General features: G+C 66.9%; 16 protein-coding genes. 5 read left to right on the plus strand and 11 right to left on the minus strand.

Translation table 11 applies throughout. From position 1 onward, the window contains the following. Positions 1-18: 18 nt before the first annotated feature. The 4 genes from H0B56_RS14755 to H0B56_RS14770 form a co-directional block, all read right to left on the minus strand. A complete protein-coding gene (locus H0B56_RS14755; protein ID WP_180893642.1) occupies positions 19-1,464 on the minus strand; it encodes an aldehyde dehydrogenase in 1,446 nt (481 codons plus the stop codon). 85 nt (positions 1,465-1,549) lie between these two features. Further along, positions 1,550-2,698 carry an acyl-CoA dehydrogenase family protein gene (locus tag H0B56_RS14760; protein ID WP_180893643.1) on the minus strand — a complete coding sequence of 383 codons (1,149 nt, stop codon included), beginning with the start codon at positions 2,696-2,698 and terminating at the stop codon, positions 1,550-1,552. Positions 2,699-2,703: 5 nt separating this feature from the next. Further along, on the minus strand, positions 2,704-3,858 hold the full coding sequence (locus H0B56_RS14765) for an acetyl-CoA C-acetyltransferase (RefSeq protein WP_180893644.1): 1,155 nt from the start codon (positions 3,856-3,858) through the stop codon (positions 2,704-2,706). Positions 3,859-3,946: 88 nt separating this feature from the next. Next, positions 3,947-4,786 carry an SDR family NAD(P)-dependent oxidoreductase gene (locus H0B56_RS14770; RefSeq protein ID WP_343063907.1) on the minus strand — a complete coding sequence of 280 codons (840 nt, stop codon included), beginning with the start codon at positions 4,784-4,786 and terminating at the stop codon, positions 3,947-3,949. Positions 4,787-4,842: 56 nt separating this feature from the next. Between H0B56_RS14770 and H0B56_RS14775 the strand changes: the two genes are divergently transcribed. The 4 genes from H0B56_RS14775 (at position 4,843) to H0B56_RS14790 (ending at position 7,772) form a co-directional block, all read left to right on the plus strand. Continuing rightward, a complete protein-coding gene (locus tag H0B56_RS14775; RefSeq protein ID WP_180893645.1) occupies positions 4,843-5,295 on the plus strand; it encodes a MaoC family dehydratase in 453 nt (150 codons plus the stop codon). A gap of 76 nt (positions 5,296-5,371) precedes the next feature. Continuing rightward, complete coding sequence (locus tag H0B56_RS14780) at positions 5,372-6,172, plus strand: enoyl-CoA hydratase/isomerase family protein (RefSeq protein ID WP_180893646.1); 801 nt, start codon at positions 5,372-5,374, stop codon at positions 6,170-6,172. After that, a complete protein-coding gene (locus H0B56_RS14785) occupies positions 6,162-6,971 on the plus strand; it encodes an enoyl-CoA hydratase/isomerase family protein (RefSeq protein WP_180893647.1) in 810 nt (269 codons plus the stop codon). Before H0B56_RS14780 ends, H0B56_RS14785 begins: the two co-directional genes overlap by 11 nt. A gap of 9 nt (positions 6,972-6,980) precedes the next feature. Continuing rightward, positions 6,981-7,772 carry an enoyl-CoA hydratase/isomerase family protein gene (locus H0B56_RS14790; RefSeq protein ID WP_180893648.1) on the plus strand — a complete coding sequence of 264 codons (792 nt, stop codon included), beginning with the start codon at positions 6,981-6,983 and terminating at the stop codon, positions 7,770-7,772. Between the two features lie 187 nt (positions 7,773-7,959). On the opposite strand, the gene H0B56_RS14795 is transcribed toward H0B56_RS14790, so the two are convergent. The 5 genes from H0B56_RS14795 to H0B56_RS14815 form a co-directional block, all read right to left on the minus strand. Next, positions 7,960-9,171, minus strand: a complete 1,212-nt coding sequence (locus H0B56_RS14795) for a cytochrome P450 (protein ID WP_343063908.1) — start codon at positions 9,169-9,171, stop codon at positions 7,960-7,962. Between the two features lie 173 nt (positions 9,172-9,344). Continuing rightward, positions 9,345-9,755, minus strand: coding sequence for an SCP2 sterol-binding domain-containing protein (locus H0B56_RS14800; RefSeq protein WP_180893650.1), 411 nt, complete (start codon positions 9,753-9,755; stop codon positions 9,345-9,347). 366 nt (positions 9,756-10,121) lie between these two features. Next, a complete protein-coding gene (locus H0B56_RS14805; RefSeq protein ID WP_180893651.1) occupies positions 10,122-11,666 on the minus strand; it encodes an acyl-CoA synthetase in 1,545 nt (514 codons plus the stop codon). A 350-nt stretch (positions 11,667-12,016) separates the two neighbouring features. Further along, entirely contained in the window at positions 12,017-12,424 is a 408-nt protein-coding gene (locus tag H0B56_RS14810) for a hypothetical protein (protein ID WP_089302964.1), read from the minus strand. A 159-nt stretch (positions 12,425-12,583) separates the two neighbouring features. Beyond that, entirely contained in the window at positions 12,584-13,237 is a 654-nt protein-coding gene (locus H0B56_RS14815; RefSeq protein WP_245818832.1) for a TetR/AcrR family transcriptional regulator, read from the minus strand. Positions 13,238-13,382: 145 nt separating this feature from the next. Between H0B56_RS14815 and H0B56_RS23515 the strand changes: the two genes are divergently transcribed. After that, the gene (locus H0B56_RS23515) at positions 13,383-15,773 is read left to right on the plus strand and encodes a LuxR C-terminal-related transcriptional regulator (protein ID WP_180893652.1); all 2,391 of its coding nucleotides are present in this window, start codon (positions 13,383-13,385) and stop codon (positions 15,771-15,773) included. A 21-nt stretch (positions 15,774-15,794) separates the two neighbouring features. Here H0B56_RS23515 and H0B56_RS14825 read toward each other — a convergent pair whose 3' ends face one another. Continuing rightward, positions 15,795-17,339, minus strand: a complete 1,545-nt coding sequence (locus tag H0B56_RS14825; protein WP_180893653.1) for an AMP-binding protein — start codon at positions 17,337-17,339, stop codon at positions 15,795-15,797. Further along, entirely contained in the window at positions 17,326-18,009 is a 684-nt protein-coding gene (locus H0B56_RS14830; protein WP_180893654.1) for an RNA polymerase sigma factor, read from the minus strand. The genes H0B56_RS14825 and H0B56_RS14830 overlap by 14 nt, the downstream gene beginning before the upstream one ends. Positions 18,010-18,049: the final 40 nt, after the last annotated feature.

Genomic DNA, 18,049 nt, shown 5'->3' on the forward strand with positions numbered 1-18,049 from the left:
CGGGACACCCCCGCGCGGTCATGGTTCCAGGTAGATCGACTTGGTCACCTGGTTGGCCTCGAGTCCCTCGGGACCGAGTTCACGGCCGATGCCGCTCGCCTTGACGCCCCCGAACGGCGCTCCGGGGTCGAGCATGTAGTTGTTGATCCCGATCGATCCCGTCTGTACCCGCGCGGCGACCGACTCGGCACGCTCGGGGTCGGCCGACCACACGCTACCGCCGAGACCGTACTCGGAGTCGTTCGCGATGGCGACCGCCTCGTCGACCGTGCTGTACGGGATCACGGACAGTACGGGGCCGAAGATCTCCTCCCTGGCGATGGTCGAGTCGTTGTCCACGTCAGCGAACACGGTCGGCTCGACGTACCATCCCCTGTCGAACTCCGCCGGTCGCTTGCCGCCACTGACCAGCCGCGCACCCTCGGACCGGCCGGCACTGATATAGGCCTCGACGCGGTCGCGTTGCCGCTCGCTGACCAGCGGGCCGAGCTCGGTGGCGGGATCCAGCGGATCACCCAGCTTCAGTGCACGCACCATCGCCGTCAACGCCTCGACCACCGAGTCGTAGCGATTCCGCGGAGCCAGGATCCGCGTTCCCACGTAGCACGTCTGGCCGCTGTTCATCAGGGTCGCCTGGAACAGGCTTTCGAACCTCGACGGCAGGTCGGCGTCATCCAGCACGATCGCAGCCGACTTCCCGCCCAGCTCCAGCGTGACCGGCCGGAGCAGCCGCCCGCATACCTCGCCGATCGCGCGTCCGGCAGCGGTCGAGCCCGTGAACGACACCTTGTCCACCCCGGGATGCGCGACAAGCGCGGCACCGACCTCCCGATCGCCGGGAACGATGTTGATCACACCCGGCGGCAAGCCTGCCGCTTCGGCCGCTTCGGCGATGACGAACGCGTCCAAAACCGTCTCCGGCGCAGGCTTGAGCACCACCGTACAGCCGGCGGCGAGCGCCGGGGCGATCTTGAAGAAGCTCAACGACTGCGGGAAGTTCCACGGCACGACCGCAGCCACCACACCGACCGGATCACGCCGCACAACGGTGGTGCCTGCCACGAACGCCGGCCGGCGCTCCTCGCCGGGTTGCTCCTGGATCAGGGTGGCGTAGTACCCCAACAGCAAGGACGGGAACAGCGCCTCACTCTGCTCGCCGATACTCACCGGCATCCCGTTCTGGCTACTGACGCGGCGCACGGTCTCCTCGCTGCGCGCTACCAGCTCGTCAGCCAACCGCTCCATGGCGGCCGCCCGCTCGCCTGCCTGCCAACCGGACCAGCCCGCGGGATCGTCGAAGGCCCGGCGGGCGACGTTGACCGCGGCCCCGACATCCTCCTCGCGTGCCCCGGGTACCCGGCCGATCGGTTCTTCGGTGCTTGCCGACGTCACGTCGATCCGTGACGCCGAGCTGGGTGCGACCCAGTCGCCACCGATGAAGAGCCTGTCGTACTCGACGTGCATGCGTGCTCCTGCTGTGCTGGTTGCCTACCGGACGAGCTCGCGGGTGGTTCGGGCGCACCGTCCGGCGCTGCCGCCGGGCGCCGGATCAACCCACGAGATCGCGCCCGATCAGCTCCTTCATGATCTCGGTGGTTCCGCCGTAGATGGTCTGCACGCGTGTGTCCACGAACGCCCGGGCGACCGCGTACTCGGTCATGTAGCCGTAGCCCCCGTGCAGCTGCAGGCAGCGATCCATGATCCGTTTCTGCAGCTCGCTCACGTACCACTTCCCCTTGGCCGCGTCCACCGCCGTCAGCTCGCCCGCGTTGTACGCGCGCACCGAGTCGTCGACATAGGCTTGCGCGACATCGATCTCCGTGGCCATCTCGGCGAGCTCGAAACGAACGTGCTGGAACTCAGCGATCGACCGGCCGAATGCCTGGCGCTCGGCGCAGTACTGCCGCGTCACGTCGAACACCGCCCGGCAGTTCGCGAGGGACTTGACGGTGACGCCGAGGCGTTCGCGGGGAAGGTGGCTCATCAGGTGCTGCAATCCCCGGCCTTCGACGCCGAGCAGGTTGCCCGACGGCACCCGGACGTCGTCGAAGTACAGTTCCGCGGTGTCCTGCGCAGGCAGTCCGATCTTGTCCAGCTTCCTGCCTCGCCGGAAACCCGGCATGTCCTTCTCCACGACGAACAGGCTGTACCCGTTCGAGCCTGCGTCGGGATCGGTTCGCGCGGCGACGATCGCGAGATCGGCCATGATCCCGCTGCTGATGAAGGTTTTCTGCCCGTTCAGGATCCACTCGTCGCCGTCGCGACGCGCAGTCGTTCGAATTCCCCGCAGGTCACTGCCTGCTCCCGGCTCGCTCATCGCCAGCGCCCCGATCAGCTCGCCCCGGGCGATGCCCGGCAGCCATCGCAGGCGCTGCTCCTCGGTGGTGAGGTCGAGCAGGTAGTGCAGTACCAGGTCGTCCTGCAGCGCGATGGTCACCGCGAAGGAGATCGTGTGCGCCTTGGCGATCTCCTCCGCGGCCACCATGCGGAAGCGGTAGTCCTGCTCCCCGGCACCGCCGTATGCCTCGGGGATCTGCAGACCGTAGATCCCGTGGCCGGCCGCCCTGGCGAATACCGTGCGATCGATCCACCTGTCGGCTTCCCACGATTCGTGGTACGGAACGACCTCCTTCTGCAGGAACGTTCGCACTGTCTCCCGGTACTGCTCGTGCGTATCGTCGTAGAGCTTCCGCTCCATGGCAATCATCCCAGCCGTTCGATGATGGTCACATTGGACTGTCCTCCGCCCTCGCACATGGTCTGCAGACCGAACCGGCCGCCGGTGCGCTCGAGCTCGTGGAGCATGGTCGTCATCAGCCGGGCACCGGTCGCACCGAGCGGGTGACCGAGCGCTATCGCGCCGCCGTTGACGTTGACCCTCTCCGGATCCACGCCGAGCTCCCGCTGCCACGCGAGCACCACACTGGCGAACGCCTCGTTGCACTCGAACAGGTCGATGTCGTCCACACCCAGCCCCGTCCTGGCCAGCGCGCGCCGTGTGGCGGGTATCGGGGCGGTCAGGAGGTTGACCGGATCCGAGCCGAGTACCGACAGGTGGTGCACGCGGGCCCGCGGCGTCAGGCCGTGCGCGCGTACCGCCTCTTCCGACGCGACAAGCATCGCGGCCGCGGCGTCGGAGATCTGGCTCGCCACGGCAGCCGTTATCCGGCCGTCCGGGACCACGGGCTCGAGCTCGGCCATCTTGTCCGGTGAGGTATCGGCCCGCGGCCCCTCGTCACGCTGCACACCGTCGAGCGGCAGCAGCTCCTGATCGAACCGGCCGTCCTCCCCGGCCCGGACGGCACGCCGGTGACTCTCCAGCGCGAACCGCTCCATCTCCGGGCGGGAGATGCCGTACTCATCAGCGATCATCTCGGCGGAGCGGAACTGCGAAATCTCCTGCTCCCCGTAACGCGATTCCCATCCCGCACAGCCCGTCCACGGGTCCGATGCGCCGTACGGCTCGCCCGCCTGGAACGAGCTGAGTATCGGGTACTGGCTCATGTTCTGCACACCGCCCGCCAGGACGAGCTCGGCGGTCCCGCTCATCACGGCCTGCGCGGCGAAGTGCACCGCCTGCTGCGAGGAACCGCACTGACGATCCACCGTGACACCGGGAACGGACTCGGGCACCCCCGCGGCCAGCGCACTCGTACGCGCGATGTCACCGGCTTGCGCGCCGATGGTGTCGAGGCAACCGAAGATCACATCGTCGATCGCCGCGGGGTCGACACCGGTCCGCTCGACGAGTCCGCGGATCACGTGCGCGCCGAGGTCGGCCGGGTGGACCGCGGACAGGCCACCTCGCCGGCGGCCCACCGGGCTACGCTGCGCATCGACAATGAAGGCCTCGGCCATCTGTCCTCCTCTACTCGGCTGGCATCGCAACAAGTTTAATATAGGATAAATTCTGTGTATATGTGATCCGCACGACCAGGCGCGCCGGTCACGGCATGGCGAAACCGCCGCTGACGGAGAAGACCTGCCCCGTTACCTGCCGCGCCGCCCGCTCCGAGGAGAGCCAGACAACCGCGTTGGCCACATCGCCCGGAGTCGTCAACCTGCGCAGCGGTATACCCTTGCGTAGCGACTCGACCTGCTTGTCTGTGAAGACAGCGTCCCGCCCCGCTGACCAGAGGCTGTCCGCCCCGACAGCCTCATCCCCGTCCGGAAGCACGAGACCGGGACAAACCACATTGGATCGGATCCCGTCGCGCCCGTGCTCCTTCGCGACGGTCCGGGCGTGGGCGATCATGCCCGCTTTGGCCGCGCCGTAGACACCCTGGCGGTGCTCGCCGAAGGCCGCATCGCTGGAGATCGCCACGATGGAGCCACCCCCGGCCGACCGCATCTCGTGCACCGCTGCTTGCGTGCAGTCCACGGCCGACAGCAGGTTGATCTCCACGGTGCGCAGCCACCGCCCGCGGTCCACGTCCTCGGTGATGAATGCCGGTGCGGTCCATCCCGCGTTGTTGACAAGGACGTCGATCCCGCCCCACAGGTCGACGATGCTGCCCACCGCCCGGCTTCCGGACTCTTCGGCGGTCAGGTCGACCACGGCGACCTCGGCAGCCTTGGCACCGTGCGACAACGCCTCCTCGCGCACCTTCGCCGCTTGCTCGCCATCGATATCGCAGATGACGATGCGGGCACCCTCGGCTGCGAAGCCGTGCACGATACCCCTGCCGATATTGGATGCACCTCCGGTCACCAGCACCCTGACACCTTCGAGGCCGAGCTCCATCACCCCTCCTTCCGGGCAGCTGCGTGCCACGTTGACGGGCACGCCAGATTATTTTATCATAAATTTAAAAGTGAACGAAACAGGAAAGTAGGGGTCGGATGAGGGTCTTCGCCAGCCCGTTCGAGCTTCCCGCGGCAGCGGGCGAGGAGCTGGGTACGACGGAGTGGGCGGTCGTCGACCAGCCACGTATCGACCGGTTCGCCGAGGCCACCGGTGACCACCAGTGGATCCACGTGGATCCGGAGCGCGCCAAGGACGGGCCGTTCGGCAGGACGATCGCGCACGGGCTGCTGACACTGTCCCTGCTGCCGTCGTTCCTGCAGCAGCTGTACCGTGTGGACGGCGTGACGATGGCAATCAACTACGGTCTGAACAAGGTGCGCTTTCCCGCCCCCGCCCCGGTCGGGGCCCGGCTCCGTGCCAACTCTCGCATCGCCGACGCCGCCGAGACCGACGGCACAGTCCAGGTCACGCTCTCCACCACCATCGAGATCGAGGAGAGCGACAAGCCGGCATGTGTCGTGGAATCGGTCGTGCGATACGTCCCGTAGGAACGCCCGGGCACACCGCGCCGGTGCCCGCGGCCACGCGTCGCGTCGCCGGGCCAACCCTGGAGTGCACAACCCCATGAGCACGCAAGCAGAGCACGATTCGGCGGGTGCCGTGCGCACCCGCCGCGAGGGAGCGGTCGGATACATCACCCTCGACCGCCCCGACGCGATGAACGCCGTCACGATCGACCTCGCCCGCGGCCTCGACTCCGCACTGCGCGAGCTCGGCCCGGACGTCGCCGCCATCGTGATCGAGGGAGCGGGCGGGAACTTCTGCGCAGGCGGCGACGTGCACGAGGTGCAGCGCCTGTCCGCCGACGGTCCGTCGGCCCTGCGCTCCCTCTTCGAGCACTTCCACCGGGCATGCTCGGGCATCGCCCGCCTCTCCGTACCCGTCATCGCGGCGGTGCGAGGGTATGCCGTGGCCGGCGGGTTCGAGTTGATGCAGGCCTGCGACATCGCGCTCGTTGCCGAAGACGCGCGGATCGCGGACCACCATGTGAAGGCCGCGCAGGTTCCGGGTGGCGGCGGCTCCCAGCGACTGCCCCGGCTGGTGGGCAAGCAACGGGCACTCGGGCACCTGCTCACCGGCGATCGCATTTCCGGTGAGCAGGCGGTGGAGTGGGGCCTTGCCTACCGGTGCGTCTCCCCGGCCGACTTCGACGCGGAGGTTCGCGCGTTCGCCACGCACGTCGCGTCGATGGACAGGGAGACGCTCGGCACGATCAAGCGACTCGTGCACCAGGGATCGGCGATGAGCCTGGACGACGGCCTGGCCCTGGAGACGGCGACGGTGGTCGAGCACATCACCACCGGTGCGTCGGACCCGACCACCGGCACCTCCACCACACGACACGGGAGTGATCATGACAGTTGAGCCGGTCGACGAGGGTCCGGTACTGCTCGACCTCGACGCCGACGGAGTCGCTCGCATCCGGCTGAACAGGCCGGACGCCTCCAACGGAATGAACGTCGAGCTGCTCAAGGCACTGCACGACGCGGTACTGCGGTGCCACAGCGAGCCACGGGTCCGCGTCGTGCTCCTCTCCGGCGAGGGGAAGAACTTCTGCGCGGGCGGTGATGTGGACACGTTCGCGAGCAAAGGCGAGGCCCTCCCCGAGTACCTGCGTACGGCGACATCCTGGCTGCAACTCGCCACGGCGGGACTGACGCAGCTCGAGGCGCCGGTCATCGTCGCGGCGCACGGTTTCGCGGCAGGTGGCGGGGGATTCGGCCTCGTGTGCGCGGCCGATCTCGTGGTCGCGGCCGAGTCGGCCAGGTTCATGTCGGGTGCGGTCCGGGTCGGAATGGCACCCGACGCCGGGACGTCGGTGACGCTGCCCCGGATCGTGGGATTCCGAAAGGCGATGGAGATCCTGCTGACGAACCCCACGCTCACCGCTGCCGAGGCGCTGGATCTCGGCCTCGTCACGACCGTCGTCCCGGACGACGCCCTCGGCAGCGAGGCCCGTGAACTCGCGCGGACCCTCGCCGCGAGCGCACCACGAGCGCTCGGTGCTACGAAGCGACTGCTGTGGAACGGTACAGGCGCGTCGCTGGAGTCCCGGCTACCGGAGGAAGCCCGCACGGTGTCCGAGCTGTCCGGAACGAACGACGCCCGCGAAGGGCTCGCTGCTGTCCTGGAACGCCGAACCCCGAAATTCACAGGAGAGTAGGCCCAGCGCATGACGCACCATGACAACAGCGGCGACAGCGTGGTGACCTCCGATCACGGGACGGTGCGCCAGGTCACGCTGAACCGTCCCGGTAAGCGGAACGCGATCGACCTCGAGCTCCGTGTCGCGCTTGCCGAGTCCCTCGAAGCCGCTCAGGCCGAACCAGCCGTCCGTTGTGTCGTGCTTTCCGGCGCCGGAGGATGCTTCTGCGCCGGTGGCGACATCTCCACGATGCGACGCCAGCAACCCGAGGCGACGAGGCCCCGTGCCGAGGCCGCACAGCGCGTCATCCGCGCGATCTGGAACGGCCCCAAACCCGTGATCGCCGCCGTCGAAGGGTTCGCGTTCGGCGCGGGCGCGGCTCTCGCACTCGCGTGCGATCGGGTCGTCGCCGCGGAGGACGTCACGTTCAACACCACGTTCACCGCCGTCGGTCTCGCGGGTGACATGGGTATTTTCGCCTCGCTCCCGGCGCGCGTGGGGCTCGCGCGGGCACGGCAGCTGATGCTCTTTCCGGATCGCCTCTCCGGTACGGACGCGCACTCGATGGGGCTTGTGGACGAGCTCGTGCCACCCGGCGCGTGCACGAAGCGTGCGATCGACGCAGCGGGCTCGATCGCCGGCGGCCCCCCGCTCGCCCTGGCGGGCATCAAGTCGATGCTGGCCAGCTGGCCCCGGGATCCGAACGCGGTGCTCGAGGACGAAGTGGAACTGCAAACCACGTTGTTCGCCTCCGCCGACTTCGAAGAAGGCGTCACCGCGTTCCACGAGAAGCGCGCGCCCGTATTCCGCGGCCGGTGACCCCGGGACAGTCGTTCCCCTTCGTGCGCCGCTCCGTACTCCGCCCCAGCCCGTCGCACCCCGGGGCAAGCGCAGTCACGCGCAGTCGAGCCGGGGTGCGGCGGGCTGGGGCGGCTCCGTTACCAGGGCATCCGAGCACGCATGTCCGGACCGCCGCGATCACCGCGCTGGTGAGGCTCAGGCAGCGTCAGCCCAGACGGCACGGCATGCTCTTGACGCCACGCACGAAGTTCCCGACCAGGTAACTCGGCTCACCGACCTCCAGCTTCGGCGCCCGATGCAGCAGCTGATCGAAGATCGCTCGCAGCTGTGTCTTGGCGAGCATGTTGCCGAGACAGAAATGCGGGCCCCCGCCACCGAAAGCGACATGGGGATTGGGGCGCCGTGTGACGTCGAAGCGGTGCGGGTCGGTGAACACGCTTTCGTCCCGGTTACCCGAGGAATAGAACATGACCACCCACTCGCCTGCCGAGATCTGCCGCCCGCGCAGCTCGGTGTCCTGCGTCACGGTCCGCCGGAAGGTCATCACCGGCGTCACCCATCGCACGAACTCCTCGATGGCCGTATCGATCCGTCCCTCGAAGTCCTCCAGCAACAGATCGCGCTGCTCCGGGAAGTCGCACAGGGCCTTCATCGTCAACGTGATCGTGTTCCGGGTGGTGTCGTTACCCGCGACGGACAGTAGTACGAAGAACGCGCCGATCTCCTCGTCGGTCAGCTTCTCACCATCGATCTCCGCCTGAACGAGATTGGTCATGAGATCGTTCGCCGGGTTCTTCCGCCGGTGTTCGGCGAACTCCATCCCGGTGGAAAGCAGGGTCACCAGCGACTCGTTGAGCACCTGACCCGGCTCGCGGCCCGCGGCCACGTCCTCATCCGCCCACGAGACCATCCCGTCGGCGGCCGCGGCAGCGGCCTCCCGCTTCGCGGGGTCCAACCCCATCATCTCGTAGATCGTCCACATCGGAAGGCGTTTGGACACCTGCTCGACGAAGTCGCAATCCCCGGTCGCGAGCAAGTCATCGACGATCTGCTCGGCCTGGTTCTTGATCTGATCCTCGATCTTGGCCACTTGCTTCGGGGTGAAGGCAGCGCTGACCAGCCGGCGCAGCCTGCTGTGTTCCGGCGCATCCATCCCGAGGAACGACTCCGCGGCGGCAAGGATGTCGCCCGGAACCTCTTCCTGCTGCACACCTTGCGCCGAGGAGAAGATCTCGGGATTCTTGCTGACGTACACGATGTCCTCGTGACGCACCACGGCCCAGATGCCCTGCTGCTGGGGCGGCATCAGCGAGCCTTCGAGCGGGTGCTGCCAGCTGACCGGGTCGTGTTCCCGGAGCAGGCGGAAGCTCTCCTCGCGTTCCTCCGCTGTCGTTGCCCAGAAGGACAACGGTGACACGGAAACACTGCTGTACGTACGCTGTTCGCCCGTCGCAACCATCGACTCTCCAGTGGGAGTTCGGTTCGGGACGCCCTGCACGGACGACCCGAAGCGTATACCGAGACGTGGCACCTCCTCCGGCAACGGACGCGCACGCCGAGGCCGCCCGATCCCGGATGCCGGTGCGAAACTTACTTGTCTACCAGTAGATCCTGACGACCGTCACGCTCGAGCATGCCGGTGTATACGGAAAACAACTTGCTTCCGAGCGGGGCCAGCTTCAGCAGGCTGGCCACATTCCCTTCCACAGTCACCTTTCCGCGGGCGATGGCGAACGGCAGGTTCACCGCGCCCTGCCAGTACGCGTTGGCCGTCTCGGCCTTCATGTACATCGTGGCTGAAGGATCCACGTCGTCCCGCTCTCCCTGGTACACCTGGTGGTTACCCATATCGACGGTCAGGGCCGCATCGGGTTCGGTGTACCGGAAGCTCACGACGAGGCCGGTGTCCGCCAGCGTCGGCCCGAGCTCCTCATCCTTGAAGGCTTCCTGGAAAATGCCGCCGATATACCGTGCGACTTCGTCTTCGTCCTTGAACGACATAGCTCCTCCGCAGACAGATACAGCTGACGGGAACGCCGACGCACTGGAGGCGCACCGGTCGAGTGGCACCTTCGCATCTCTGCACGAACGATACCGTATTTTTAATATATATTCAACTAGATGCCGGATCATTGCGGCTTCCGGATGCGCAACCCCGACGCGTCGCCGGTGCCGGGCGTCCGCGCCAGCACCGGACCCGGGCGCCGTGCCGCCCAAGGATCGGTGCCGATGCCGTCCACGGAAAGGGTGCGATATGTGACGTGAACGGCATCGGCACCGGGACTTACCGGACCACGCCGGACATACCGGCTCGACGGTGTCGAGCCGAACTACTCGAGCACGGGATGAGGCATCCGCACTCCGGTACTACGAGGCCGCGCCCACGTACCGCTCACGTAGCTCGCGTTTGACGAGCTTGCCGGTCGGTGTGCGCGGTAGCTCGTCGACGAAGTCGACGCTGCTCGGCACCTTGTAGTGCGCGATACGGTCCCGTAGGTAGTCGATCAGCTCGCTCGCCAGCTCGGGTCCGGGCGTCACGCCCTCCGCGGGTTGCACGACCGCCTTCACCTGCTCGCCCATCTCGGCGTCGGGCACACCGATCACGGCCGCGTCGAGGACCTTCGTGTGCGGAGTCAGCGCGTTCTCGACCTCTTGCGGGTAGATGTTGACGCCACCCGAGATGATCACGAACGACTTGCGGTCGGTGAGGAAGAGATAGCCGTCCTCGTCCACATATCCCACATCCCCGACCGTGGTCCAGTTGGGATGCTCCGGGTGCTGGGCGTCTCTCGTCTTCTCCGGGTCGTTGTGATACCGGAACGGCAGCTCGTCCCGCTCGAAGTACACCAGACCTGTGTGCCCGGGAGGCAGCTCCGCGCCGGACTCGTCACACACGTGTAGCGACCCGAGCATGGCCTTACCCACCGAACCCGGCTTCTGGCGCCACTCCTGCGGGGTGATCAGCGTGAGACCGTGGCCCTCGGTGGACCCGTAGTACTCGTAGACGATGTCGCCCCACCAGTCCATCATCGCTTGCTTGACCTCCGTGGGGCACGGCGCCGCAGCATGTACCGCGACCCGGAGACTCGACACGTCGTACCGGTTCCGGTTCTCTTCGGGCAGCTTCAGCATGCGCACGAACATCGTCGGTACGACCTGCACCGCGGTCGCCCGGTATCGCTCGATGTGCTCCAGCAGTGCCTCCGCATCGAACTTCCGCATCACCACCACGGTTCCGCCGAGCGCGTGAATCGCACCGGCCCAGCGCAACGGTGCCGTATGATACAGCGGGGCCGGGGAGAGGTAGGTGTCCTCGGCGCCCAGCCCGAGAACGTGCTGGAGGAACGGCACCAGCACGTCGGCAGAGGGATCGTCCACCTGAACCTGCGGCTCGTCAACCTTGATCCCTTTGGGGCGCCCGGTGGTACCGGACGAGTAGAGCATCGGACCACCACGCGGTTGATCGGTGAGGCGTTCCGCGGGTGCGGCTGCTAGCGCGTCCTCATAGGAGCCGAACCCGGGAACCGAACCGTTGAACGCATAGCGCATCGTGACACCGGGTACCAGCGACGTCACCTCTGTGGCGAGCTCGCTCAACGACGCGGAGGCGAAAAGGGCCACCGAGCCACTGTCCTCGAGGATGTAGGCGACTTCCTCCGCAGCCAGATGGCGGTTGATAGCTGTGACATAGAGACCGGAGCGCAAGGCGGCCCAGTATATCTCGAAGAACTGCGGGTTGTTGTCGGACAACAACGCGATCACGTCGCCCGGGCGGAGTCCGGAGTCGTAGAGCATCCTCGCCAGCCGCGCGGACCGGTCGTCGAGGTCCTGATAGGTAAGTATCTCTCCGGTCTCGGCGAGGATGACTGCCGGCCTGTCGGGCGCGGCCTCGGCGATCGTTCCTGGATACATTCCGTCGTTCCTTCCATCCCGATGACACTTGCTGGAGTCGTGCTCCTGAGGCCGGCTCGCCTGCGTGCCGGTGTGTCATGGAGCGTGTAGTTCCACCGATGCTCCGATGCGCGCCATCACGTGGATACCGGACTCGCACCGGAAAGCCACACGAACTCCCACACCGACCGCATACACGCGAAGTCGTCTACTTTTTATTCTACGATAGAATATATTACGACGTCCGGTAATGCAACGCACTCGAGCGAGACCGTTTCAGGACCGGCGCGACAGCGCCTCCGACGGCACCGGGAACGCTCGCCTCCCGTGTCCGGCACGTGGCCGGGTCCGACGTACCGGACACGGGACGATCAGCAAGCCAGCAGGTCTTGCCTGCCCTCACGCTTGAGCGTGTCCACGTACAGGTGGGCGAAGGTATCCTGTTGCGAAACCAGTTCCAGAAGCTCGTAGCCACTGCCTTCCACGACGATATCGCCGCTGGCCAGCGCCTCGGACACATCGAGCCGGCCCTGGCAGCAGAGGTTGGCGTTGTCGCCGTTCATCGCCACCATGGCCGACGGCACCGAGCTCCGGTGATCGCCCATGCGCACTTCCCTCCGCTCGGTGTCGATGTCCAGCACGCAGTCCGGGTCGATGAGCCCGAAGCGCAGCCGCAGGCGCCGTCCCTCCAGTGTCGGACCCAGTCGTGGATCGTCGAAGGCCGACTTGAAGGTCTCGCCGATGTACCTGTAGACCTCTTCCGAACCGTTCAGCTTCATCGCGCACTCCAGTCGCCGGGTGTATCCGGAGTCTTCACCCCGAGAGGATGCACCCACTCTGCAGCCGCGCGAACGGAACCGAATCGGTACGCATGCGTATTTGGGTACGTAGTGCCCGTCACGCAGGTATCAGGCAACGGTCGTGTTACGGACGGAAACCTAGCTACCCTCGGCCACGTCCGGCGCGGCCTGCAACCCGTTCCGGATGAACGATACCGCCGTCTTGGTCACGGTGGCCAGCGACTCACGCCGCGGGTTCCACCACTCGGCTGCCCAGCTGAGCGCACCCATCACGAGCATCCGAGCCACCATCGGGTCCAGATCCGCGCGCAACTCGCCTGCCTTGCGCGCAGCCTCGAACAGCTCGTGCCACACGTCCCCGTACCGCTTCGCCTCACGGTCGTACCGGCGCTTGATGTCCTCGGGCACCTGCCCCGCGTTGCGTATCGCCGCGGTCGTGTAATCGGAGATCTCCAGCTCGTGCGTGAGGTGCTCGGACACGGCGAGCTCGATCCGCTCCATCGGCCTCGCATCCGCGGAGAGGCCCTTCAGCGCGTCCTCGAGGTGCTCGCGCATCTGCGCGATCCCGACCCACATCACCTCTTCCACAAGATCCTCACGAGAGTGGAAGTAGTAGTAGATGGCAGGCGCCTGGATCTCTGCCCGCTCGGCGATATCTCCCAACCGCGTACCCGCGTACCCCTTCCGGCTCAGCACGTAGGCCGCCGCGTCCAGAATGCGCGCCCGGGTCTGCTCGGACTTGCGTGCCGAGCGTCCCGTATCCGATGCCTGAGTTGCGCGTGTCCTCGCCACACTTGACATTCTAGACGATCATAAAAGCCACGGGAGCCGGGCGGCCTCCGAGTGTCGACCCGACAGGTACCACGCTGCGTAACGATTCGGGTCGGCAAGCATCCCCGGCGCTGTACGATCAACAACCCGATCCGGTAGCGTGTCCGTGAGGACGACGTCCGAGTCCGAAGGCTGGATGATGGCTGGAAGCGCAGCGAAAAGGCATGCTGCCACGAACCTTCCTGCCGAGCTGACCAGCTTCGTCGGCAGGCGGCGCGAACGCGCCGACGCCAGGGCATTGCTCTCCGAGTCGCGTCTGGTCACGCTGACCGGACCGGGCGGGGTCGGCAAGACCCGCCTGGCGTGGCGTCTCGCGGACGACCTTCATCGCACGTTCACACACGGTATCTGGTTCGTCTCGTTGGGTGAACTGAGTGACGCAGAGTGGCTACCACATACCGTCGCCGGCAGCCTGGGCTTGCAAGGCCGGTCGAACCGCACGGCACCCGAGTCCCTGGTCGAACACCTACGGCAGCGCGATGCGCTACTCGTCCTCGACAACTGCGAACACCTCGTGGACGCGTGCGCGATGCTCATCGACACGCTCCTACGCACCTGCCCCGGGCTGAAGGTCGTCGCGACGAGCCGCGAACCCCTTCGCATCTGGGGCGAGGCGATATACTCCGTACTGCCGCTGGCCAGCCCGCCTCGTGGCGTCGAGGAGTCCACCGCACTGCGGCAGTACGAATCCGTCGGGTTGTTCATCGATCGTGCGCGAGCCGTGGTGCCCGGCTTCGAGCTGACCGAGTCCAACCGCCGTGCAGTGGCCGATATCTGCCGACGGCTGGAGGGTATCCCGCTGGCGATCGAGCTTGCCGCGGTACGGCTGCGCGCGATGTCGCCCGACGAGATCGCACGGCATCTCGCCCAGCACGCGGACATACTGACGCTGGGCAGCAGGACCGCGCCTGGCCGGCAACGAACGATGACGGCGTCCATCGAATGGAGCTTCTCGCTGTGCTCCACGGAGGAGCGTGAACTCTGGGCACGTTCCTCGGTCTTCGCCGGGGGATTCGAACTCGAGGCTGCGCGCGCGGTCTGCGCCGCCGACGACGAGGCCGTGGAGCGCATGCCGGACCTTCTGCAATCCCTTGTAGACAAGTCGATCCTCGTCACGCACCGGCAACAGGGACGCACGCGCTACCGGATGCTCCCCCCGATCCGGCAGCGGGGTGCGCAACACCTGCAGGAACTCGGCGAGTTCCGCAATGTGCGGCGGCGTCACCGGGACTGGTATGTCGAGCTCGCGGAACGCGCCGAACGGGAATGGCTCGGTCCGCGCCAGCTCGACTGGATCGAGTGGCTGCGGCGAGAGCAGGGAAACTTCCGGGTGGCGCTCGAGTACTGCTACACGGAGCCTGGCGAGGCGGAGCCGGGGCTGCGCATGGGTGCGAGCCTGCTCGAGTTCGGCATGGCCGAGGGACTGTTCCGCCCCGGCAGGCTGTGGTTCGACCGCCTGCTCAGCCAGGCTCCGGAACCGACGTTCACCAGACTGCGGGCACTGCGCACCGCGTGCTGGTGGGCTGCCATGCAGGGCGACCTGGCGCGTGCCGAGCAGTTCCTCGACGAAGCGCGGTGCATCCTCCACCAGCTCGACGAACAGGATACGGCCCTGATCGACCAGACGGCCGGTTTCGTCGCACTGTTCACCGGCGACATAGAGCAATCGATCAAGTACCTCACCGCGGCGCTACACGGGTTTCGCGCACGCGGGGACCACGCGCAGTGCGCGCACACGCTGGCGGTGCAATCACTTTCCTACACCCTGCACGGCGACTACCGGCAGGCGTTCGAGGCGCACACGGAGTGCGTCGCGCTCACGGAACCGGTGAACGAGCTGTGGTACCGCTCGCACTCGCTCTGGATAGCCGGCCTGGCTGTCTGGCATCAGGGGGATCCGGAAACGGCGGTCTCACTCGAGAACCAGAGCCTCCGTCTCAAGCGCCTGATGAACGAACAGCTCGGCATCGGGTTGTGCCTGGAAGCCATCGCGTGGATCACGACCGCACAGGCCCCGGAACGCGCGGCTGAACTGATAGGTGCCGCGCAGAACCAGTGGGATGCCATCGAGACCTCGACCAGCGCACTACCCGGGCTTTCGCACCTGCACGAACAAGCCGTGTACCGCGTGCGCGACACCCTGGGCAACGACTCCTACGAAGCCGCCTGGCGCAGCGGTAATCAGCTCACGACCGCCGCCGCGGTCAGGCTCGCCCTGGACGAGACCGCCGGGGAGGTCGCGGACCGTCCCGCAGGGAGCCCCTCGCACACGGACCTGATGACCAAGCGAGAACGGCAGATCGCGGAGTTGGTCGCGCGCGGCTTCACGAACAAGGACATCGCAGGCAGGCTGGTGATCGCCAAACGCACTGTCGACACACATATCGAGCACATACTGAGCAAGTTCGGGTTCCACTCCCGGAACCAGATCATCGCCTGGATGACCGAGCAGCAAGCTCTCGATACCGGCGCCCGGTCGCCACAGCACGACCCGTGACGGCTACGCCTGCCAACGGCGTCATACAGCCACACTGTCGATGACCGTGTAGTGCGCCGCGACCTTGCGCTTGATCAACTTTCCCGTCGCCACGCGTGGCAACTCACGGACGAAGTCGACCTTGTCCGGAACCTTCCAGTGCGCGATCCTGTCCGAAACGTGCTCGATCAGCTCGCGCGCCAGCACGGGTCCGACGTCCGTACCGTCCGCGGCGCGGATGACTGCCCTGAGCCGACGCTGTTCCTGCCCATCGTGCATCCCCACGACGGCGACATCGGCGATCACGGGATGTTCGGCGAGCACATCCTCCACCTCTCGCGGATACACGACACCCTCGTCCTTGGTCAGCGCGAACTCCTTGCGATCCACGAGGAACAGGTAACCGTCCTCCAGGTAGCCGATGTCTCCCATGGTCGTCCAGTTCTCCCGCCACGGGTGCATCACCGAACGTGTCAGCTCCGGCGCATTGCTGTATGCGAAGGACCTGCCCGGCCGGTCGAAGTAGACCAGACCCACCCGCCCCTCCGGAAGCTCGTGCCCGTCGGCGTCACAGACCCGAACCGTGCCCAGCACGCTCCGACCCACCGACCCCGGCTTGCGTAGCCACTCCATGCCCGTGATGAAGGTGAGGCCGTTGCCTTCCGCTGCACCGTAGAACTCGCACACGATCGGCCCGAGCCACTCCAGCAGCTCACGCTTCACCTCAGCCGGGCACGGAGCCGCCGTGTGGATGACGAGCGTGAGGCTCGACAGGTCATAACGGGCGCGCGTCGCGCGTGGGAGCCTGGCCATCTCGGACAGCACGCGCACCGAGCACAGGGTGTGCGATCCGCGGTAACGTCCGATCGCGCCCAGCACCGCCTCGGCAGAGGGCTCGGCGAGCGTGACGACAGTGCCACCTGCCATCTGCACCGCGACGAACGACTGGAGTGATGTCGGCTCGTACAGGGGCATCGCGCACAGGTAGACCGTGTTCGCGGTGATGCCGCAGCACGGCGCGATGTGTCGTGCGGGTCTCGCGCGGTCATCGGGAGCGGCTCCGTACACGCCGAGCGGACGAACCCCCTTCGGCCGACCCGTCGTTCCCGCCGAGTACACCAGCTCGGACCCGTTCCACGGATCGCCGACCGAGACGGAAGCCGAGCTCAGCGCACCCTCGTAGTCCTCGTGATGTTCGATGCCGGAACCACGCACGAAGCGAACGTCGACATGCGGCGTCAACGCCGCCAGGGAGCCGGCGAGCTCGCTCATCGACTCCGAGATGAACAGCGCTCGCGCCCCGCTGTCGTTGATGACGTAGGCGATCTCCTCCACGCCCAACGAGTGATCAACCGGGGTGAACGACAGACCCCGCCGCATCGCTGCCCAGTAGACCTCCGCGCTGAGCACGGAGTTCTCGGCAAGGAGCGCGACCACGTCACCCTCGCGCAGTCCGGCGTGCTGGAGCAACCCCGCCACCCGGGCGGACCTGTCGTCGAGCTCGCCGTACGTCATACGCAGGCCGGTATCGGCGACCACGAGAGCGAGGCTGTCCGGATCCCGCCGCGCATGCTCAGCGAGGTGCATGGACGTATCCCTTTCCGCGTCGCCCGGATCGCCGGTCGTCCGTGCACGGTTGCTGCCGCTGCCGGACACGGGAACCCGTCACACCCTCACGCGCTACGAGGCGCTCGAGCTTGCGTAACGCGCGCAGCTGGAGGGCGGATATCGAACGCGGGTCCCGGTTCATCCGCTCGGCGACCTCCGTGACGGAGAGCCCGCGCAGGAAGCGCAGCTCGACGCACCGCTGCTGGTCGCCGGTCAGGTGAGTCAGGCTGCGACGCACGCTTCCCGCGAGCTCTCTCTCGCAGACGACCTCGGCCGGGTCCGCCGAGCCGTCCGGCGGCTCGACGGACTCGAGAACGGGCGACTCGTATCGCCGGTTCGCCGAGCGCTGGTCGTCCATCACGGCATTGCGGGCGATCGTGATGAGCCACGCCCGGAAGGTCGAGCGCCGGTGCGTCAGCGAATCGATACGCCTCAACATGCGGATAAAGACGTCACTGGTCAGGTCTTCAGCCCGGTGACGCTCACCGGTACGGCTGTAGATGTAGGTGAAGACGGCATCCGCGTGCAGCCGGTACAGCGCCTCCATGGCAGCCATGTCACCGGCCTTGGCCTCCTCCACGAGGTCCCAGATCGACCCGTTCTCGGTAGGCGTCTCGGCCGCCCGGCCGTACGTCGATGACTCGGTCATCCGCGCTCCCGGCCCGCTGTCCTCCGAACGCCTGCGAGCT

Origin of the sequence: Haloechinothrix aidingensis (assembly GCF_013450155.1) — a bacterium.
In the GTDB taxonomy this organism is placed as follows: Bacteria; Actinomycetota; Actinomycetes; order Mycobacteriales; family Pseudonocardiaceae; genus Haloechinothrix; species Haloechinothrix aidingensis.

What these genes read in the sequence shown, in the direction of transcription:
- H0B56_RS14755 (WP_180893642.1), bottom strand. Translation starts at nt 1,464, where the DNA reads ATGCACGTCGAGTACGACAGGCTCTTCATCGGTGGCGACTGGGTCGCA.
- H0B56_RS14760 (WP_180893643.1), bottom strand. Translation starts at nt 2,698, where the DNA reads ATGGAGCGGAAGCTCTACGACGATACGCACGAGCAGTACCGGGAGACA.
- H0B56_RS14765 (WP_180893644.1), bottom strand. Translation starts at nt 3,858, where the DNA reads ATGGCCGAGGCCTTCATTGTCGATGCGCAGCGTAGCCCGGTGGGCCGC.
- H0B56_RS14775 (WP_180893645.1), top strand. Translation starts at nt 4,843, where the DNA reads ATGAGGGTCTTCGCCAGCCCGTTCGAGCTTCCCGCGGCAGCGGGCGAG.
- H0B56_RS14780 (WP_180893646.1), top strand. Translation starts at nt 5,372, where the DNA reads ATGAGCACGCAAGCAGAGCACGATTCGGCGGGTGCCGTGCGCACCCGC.
- H0B56_RS14785 (WP_180893647.1), top strand. Translation starts at nt 6,162, where the DNA reads ATGACAGTTGAGCCGGTCGACGAGGGTCCGGTACTGCTCGACCTCGAC.
- H0B56_RS14790 (WP_180893648.1), top strand. Translation starts at nt 6,981, where the DNA reads ATGACGCACCATGACAACAGCGGCGACAGCGTGGTGACCTCCGATCAC.
- H0B56_RS14800 (WP_180893650.1), bottom strand. Translation starts at nt 9,755, where the DNA reads ATGTCGTTCAAGGACGAAGACGAAGTCGCACGGTATATCGGCGGCATT.
- H0B56_RS14805 (WP_180893651.1), bottom strand. Translation starts at nt 11,666, where the DNA reads ATGTATCCAGGAACGATCGCCGAGGCCGCGCCCGACAGGCCGGCAGTC.
- H0B56_RS14810 (WP_089302964.1), bottom strand. Translation starts at nt 12,424, where the DNA reads ATGAAGCTGAACGGTTCGGAAGAGGTCTACAGGTACATCGGCGAGACC.
- H0B56_RS14825 (WP_180893653.1), bottom strand. Translation starts at nt 17,339, where the DNA reads ATGCACCTCGCTGAGCATGCGCGGCGGGATCCGGACAGCCTCGCTCTC.
- H0B56_RS14830 (WP_180893654.1), bottom strand. Translation starts at nt 18,009, where the DNA reads ATGACCGAGTCATCGACGTACGGCCGGGCGGCCGAGACGCCTACCGAG.